At 44.4% G+C, this 4,906-nt stretch carries 6 protein-coding genes and 1 pseudogene; 3 read left to right on the forward strand and 4 right to left on the reverse strand.

The genetic code is table 11. The annotated features are described in order from the left end of the window. Both QUA38_RS27265 and QUA38_RS27270 read left to right on the forward strand, forming a co-directional pair. Positions 1–1,232: FAD-dependent monooxygenase (locus QUA38_RS27265; RefSeq protein WP_333167414.1), on the forward strand; the 1,232-nt coding region annotated here is incomplete at its 5' end. Positions 1,233–1,380: 148 nt separating this feature from the next. Beyond that, a complete protein-coding gene (locus tag QUA38_RS27270; RefSeq protein WP_333167416.1) occupies positions 1,381–2,196 on the forward strand; it encodes an alpha/beta hydrolase in 816 nt (271 codons plus the stop codon). 27 nt (positions 2,197–2,223) lie between these two features. Here the strand turns inward: QUA38_RS27270 and QUA38_RS27275 are convergent, their stop codons facing one another. From QUA38_RS27275 to QUA38_RS27285, 4 genes are all read right to left on the reverse strand, one after another. Continuing rightward, positions 2,224–2,766: a hypothetical protein gene (locus QUA38_RS27275; RefSeq protein ID WP_333167418.1), complete on the reverse strand. Its 543-nt coding sequence runs from the start codon at positions 2,764–2,766 to the stop codon at positions 2,224–2,226. After that, the gene (locus QUA38_RS29540; protein ID WP_445305115.1) at positions 2,763–2,888 is read right to left on the reverse strand and encodes a hypothetical protein; all 126 of its coding nucleotides are present in this window, start codon (positions 2,886–2,888) and stop codon (positions 2,763–2,765) included. The genes QUA38_RS27275 and QUA38_RS29540 overlap by 4 nt, the downstream gene beginning before the upstream one ends. Before the next feature lie 191 nt (positions 2,889–3,079). Then, positions 3,080–3,268 (reverse strand): DUF4365 domain-containing protein, encoded by a 189-nt coding sequence (locus QUA38_RS27280; RefSeq protein ID WP_333167420.1) that lies wholly within the window; start codon positions 3,266–3,268, stop codon positions 3,080–3,082. A gap of 28 nt (positions 3,269–3,296) precedes the next feature. Next, on the reverse strand, positions 3,297–3,818 hold the full coding sequence (locus QUA38_RS27285) for a hypothetical protein (protein WP_333167422.1): 522 nt from the start codon (positions 3,816–3,818) through the stop codon (positions 3,297–3,299). Positions 3,819–4,299: 481 nt separating this feature from the next. On the opposite strand from QUA38_RS27285, the pseudogene QUA38_RS27290 reads away from it, so the two are divergent. Next, positions 4,300–4,906 (forward strand): annotated as a pseudogene (locus QUA38_RS27290) (IS1 family transposase); the annotation flags it as partial.

A 4,906-nucleotide genomic window follows, 5' to 3' on the forward strand; every position in this document is an offset into this window, starting at 1 on the left:
GGAAATACATTAAAAAGCAATGGGGAATGGCAATGAGGCAAGTTGTAATTGTGGGATCGGGGCCAACTGGTGCGGCACTTGCCTTGCTGCTGGTGAAACGAGGTATTGCCGTAACCTTGGTTGAGGCTGCAAAAAATTCCTATCGAGTGTTTCGCGGTGAAGCGTTAATGCCAAGCGGATTGGATGCGATCGCCCAAATGGGCTTATCCACTATGCTAGAAGGTGTTCCACACCGACAAATTGATGCCTGGGAGTTCATTGTGGGCGATCGGCAACTATTTCGAGTTGATGAGCCAATGGGGTCAAATCGACCTTGTACACTGGTATCACAACCGCCTTTACTAGAAACACTAATTTCAGAAGCTCAGTTGCATCCAGAGTTTGAATTTATCCCAGGTGTTCCCGTAAAAGATTTACTCTACAGCAACGATCGCATTGCGGGTGTAAAGCTAGGAGATGGGCGAGAGATTCCTGCTGCACTTGTGATTGGTACAGATGGTAGAAACTCGGTTGTACGACAACGTGCAGAATTAGAGTTAGTAAAACAGCAGAATAGTATAGATGTTCTGTGGTTTAAACTTGCGGCTCATCCTCGGTTTGTGGCGGATAATGTATTTTATTCCATCCTGAATGGCGGTAGCGGATTTAGTGTCTTTCATGGGGCAGAATCAGGAAAACTTCATCTGGCTTGGGTGCTATCGGCAGATGACAAAACGGATCGGAAACACACAGACTGGGCAGAAACTTTCGCATCGCGATCGCCTGCGTGGATGGCAGAACATTTCCGCAACTGTGCCGATACGATCGAATCTCCGATGCGATTATCTGTTGTGGTTGGTCGCTGTCCGCGCTGGCATCGACCAGGAATCATACTTTTGGGGGATGCTGCACATCCCATGTCTCCGGTTCGCGCTCAAGGAATTAACATGGCGTTACGCGATGTAATTGTGGCGGCGAATCACCTTGTACCTTTATTGAAAGCAGGGGCTAATTATGAGGATATTGACTTAGCATTATCGCGGATTCAGGCAGAACGCGAACCAGAAATTATTCGCGCCCAACAACTTCAAGCACAAGAAGCGTGGAAAGGCGAACAACTGCGAAAAAATGTATTTATACGTTTATTGATGATGCAAATTGCTCCGTTTTTGGGTAAACAAATTCAACAATTTTGGGTAAAAGGACAGTATGAATTGCGCCAAGGAGTAACAGAGGTAAAATTGGTTGTGTGAAAATAGGAAATTCAAACCTGACTCACCTATCCAAACCAAAGAAACCGGTTTTTATCTTTTCAGGGATGCTCTAACGGAGTATTTTTGCGAAAAACCCGGTTTCTGACTACCCGTTTGTCCAGGACTATAAAACTTAGGAGAAAATTGTATGCGATCGACAAATATCAAAGGACCGATCGGCACTATTAACATTATCGAAGCCAGCCCCCCTGTCACCGCTGCGGAATCCGAGGCGCTGCCGGTGGTGTTCGTGCACGGTATGGCGGTTTCCGCGAACATCTGGGATGCCCAGCTTGCCCGTGTCGCCCGTACCCGACGCGCGATCGCCCTTGATATGCGGGGACACGGTGATTCTGCACCGCCGGAGGACGGCAACTATGCGCCCGCCTCCTGTGCAGCGGATGTTTTCGCCGTGCTTGATGGGCTGGGACTCGATCGAGTGGCGATAGTCGGGCACAGTTTCGGTGCTTGTATTGCTCTCGCCACAGCAGCCGCCGCACCGCACCGCATCGCGCAGTTGATCCTAGCCGACCCACCTGGAGATTTTACCAAGGTGCCAGCAGAGGTGCACGAGGCACGGATCGTCCCCTACCAGAGGGCTCTGGAGACGGAGGATTGGCGGGCTGCTGTGGAAACCAGCTTTAACGAGGCGCTGACTGGAAGCAGGGCCCATACGCGCGATCGGATTCTCACTTGGTTGGCGGCGACTCCACAGGATTGTCTGTCTGGAATGTCTCGCGGGATGTTTGCCTTTGAAGCCGTTGATGCTCTCGATCGCTACCTAGCAGCCCCTGGAACACGAGCCCACGCCATTATTGCTCCCTCAAACACTTTTCCCTTCAGCCTCCACATCCTCCGTCCCACACTAACGACAACTACGCTACCCGATACTGGACACTGGCTGATGCTGGATGCGCCAGAGGCCTTTGCTAGGGAACTTGATATTTGTTTGGAAGGTGTTTAATATAGATTTCGACAAAATCTGTTAGTCTTACCACAATTCATCGAGAGTGAAGTTGTGGGGGTTTTTGAGGATGAAGGCGTTGTTGTCTTTGATTAAGTCACCGCTACAGAGAATCGGTAAGCGTTCTTGATAAGCTTTAATCGCCAGGATATAATCTTTGTCTGCGAGTGAAGTTTGAATTTTCCGCAATTTGTCAGCTACAATGCCGAGGAGAGTAATTTCGCCACTTAATTTTTTGGTATTTGGGGTGTGAATTTGCATAACAATTCCCTGAATAGTCGTGTTGGGAATGCGGGTAAGTAGTTCGCTTAAAATTTCAATTTGAGGGCGATTTTCTGCGTTTTCTAGGGTTTGGATTGCCTCGCGGATGCGGGCTGCATAATCTCCCAGGTTTTCCCGCTTAGGTAGCAATATTTCAAATTCTTCTGCATCGGCTGTTGGTTTGTGCCAAAGTGTGGCATTATCTAAGAAAGGTTGGTCTTCATGCCAGCCGTGAGTTTGTAAGTAATTTCTCAGTTGATTTAGCTTGATTGTTTCGAGAGTTTGGCTATCTTTTACGGTGATTTTCATGGTTGAACTCCTTGGCTAATTCTCTCCATAATTGACTGAAGGGCGGCGACTGTAAATTGGTTGGTTCTGGGGATGACTACGGTGACAGTGCTTGTGTTTTGTGTTTTTGGCTTTCCCCGCAACGATATCCAATATCCAATATCCTCAGCCTCTGATGCAGAGTTCTGTTTCGGAGTGGGTTAACCAGTCTTCGGGTGTTTCTGGAATTAAAACGACAACTAAAATTCGGGGAATGGCGAAGTCATCCATTCTTAAGTCGTCGTAGTTTTTGAGCTTGAGGGGGTAGCGGATGGAGTTATCGTCTTGGATATCTCTATGATGTAGATTTTAACTGCAATTCTAAGCGAGGTGCTCTAATGGGGTCTGTCCCGCCTTTGGCAGCTACTCCCCAATCCACGCTATCATCGTCTACGAAGAGTTTGTAGAGGGAATAACCCGCAACTGTGGTGACAGCTTGCAGGTAGAGGTTGCTGAATTGTTCTTTTTGTTGGTTGATATCCATTAATTAATCCTCTCTATATTTTAGTAGTTTACTTAACTAAAAAAGAAGATAAAATTACGTCAAGAGCAGACAAAATAGCAGCGCATATGAGTGCCCAGATAGCCCCTTTAAACAAATCTGATGTTTTGTCTCTATTTTTAGCCAATTCCTTGATTGATTGATTCCAGTTTTCTAGGATTGAGAGTCTATACTCTTCCTCTGGTATGTCAAGACATTTTTCTATTAATTCTTCTGGCAAAATAATTTGCCCTGCTGTTTGTGGTTTAAACCCCAAGAAACAATAAATCAAAGAAATTATTAAAGCAAGGTAACTTAAAATCTTTAATAACAAACAAAAATTACACTCCAAGGAAATATCGAAAGCATCAATATTTACTGCAACCGAACGACCTGGTAAGCTTGAAAAAAAGCGAATTAGAGCTGCATCAAATCCCAGCACTACACCTAGTTTTGTATTAAGCCTATTGATACTCTGATCTAAATCTTTTAATGCCTGATCCGCGTATTCGTAAATTAGCGTTATATTAGGATTACATTCGTTATTACTCAAAGGAACCTCCATGACTAATAATAATTCAGCCGATCAGCAAGAGTCTAATACTTCTCGAAAACCTCCAGAACCTCCAAAACCTCCTGAACGCATCAAGTTTAAAAAGACGGTGCATAGGAGAAATGATGGTGCGGGTTCCTGATATTTCTAGCTAGGTTATGTAAATCCTTCACCCCAATCTCACCTGAGAGCACCTTGGGCCGCAAAACATCACGGGTTACAGCTAGGGTGAAGGATTGCTCTAAGATTTTTCATAATAGTTATCTTTACTTCGCACTCTCCGATTTTATCATTCCTCCTCAATTTCCACATCCACCGCTTCTAACTCAGCTTCCAACTGCTCAATCGTCGGCAAACATCTTTTCAGGAAAAGCTGTTTCTAAGTCAACAGCTAAATTGTCTATAACTTTTTGGTAGTCCTGCATAGCAAGGAAAATGTGTGATAATTTTATTCTTTATAACCTACCTTGAATTTTAGCTTATGAAATGTCCCAAGTGTAACTCTGAATACCAGATTGAAAAATGGTCGCACTCGCTCCGGCAAGCAAAATTTTAAATGTCGAGATTGTGGAAGACAATTCGTCATGACTCCCAGATATCAACCGATTTCATTAGCAACAAAAGAGTTGATAGATCGACTTTTATTAGAAAAGATATCTCTGGCTGGTATTGTGAGGGCGACTGGGGTTTCGGAACGGTGGTTGCAATACTATGTTAATAAAAAATTAGGAGCTGTAAAAAGAGAAGTAGAAGTGAAGTCAAAAAAGAAAGGGAAGCTCACAATTCAATGTGATGAAATGTGGTCTTTTGTAGACAATAAGGATAACAAGCAGTGGATTTGGCTGGCAATTGATGTATCAACTAAAGAAATTATCGGAGTGTATATTGGCAAAAGAACTCAAGCTGGCGCTCAAGGATTATGGGATTCTTTACCACCTGTTTATCGTCAATGTGCCGTAAGTTACACAGACTTTTGGAGTGCCTATGGAACAGTTTTTCCTCAAAAAAGACACAAGGCAGTAGGAAAGGAGACTGGTCTGACAAACTATATAGAAAGATTTAATAATACGATGAGACAAAGAATATCT

Source organism: Microcoleus sp. Pol12B4 (genome assembly GCF_036701385.1).
Classification (GTDB): Bacteria; Cyanobacteriota; Cyanobacteriia; order Cyanobacteriales; family Microcoleaceae; genus Microcoleus.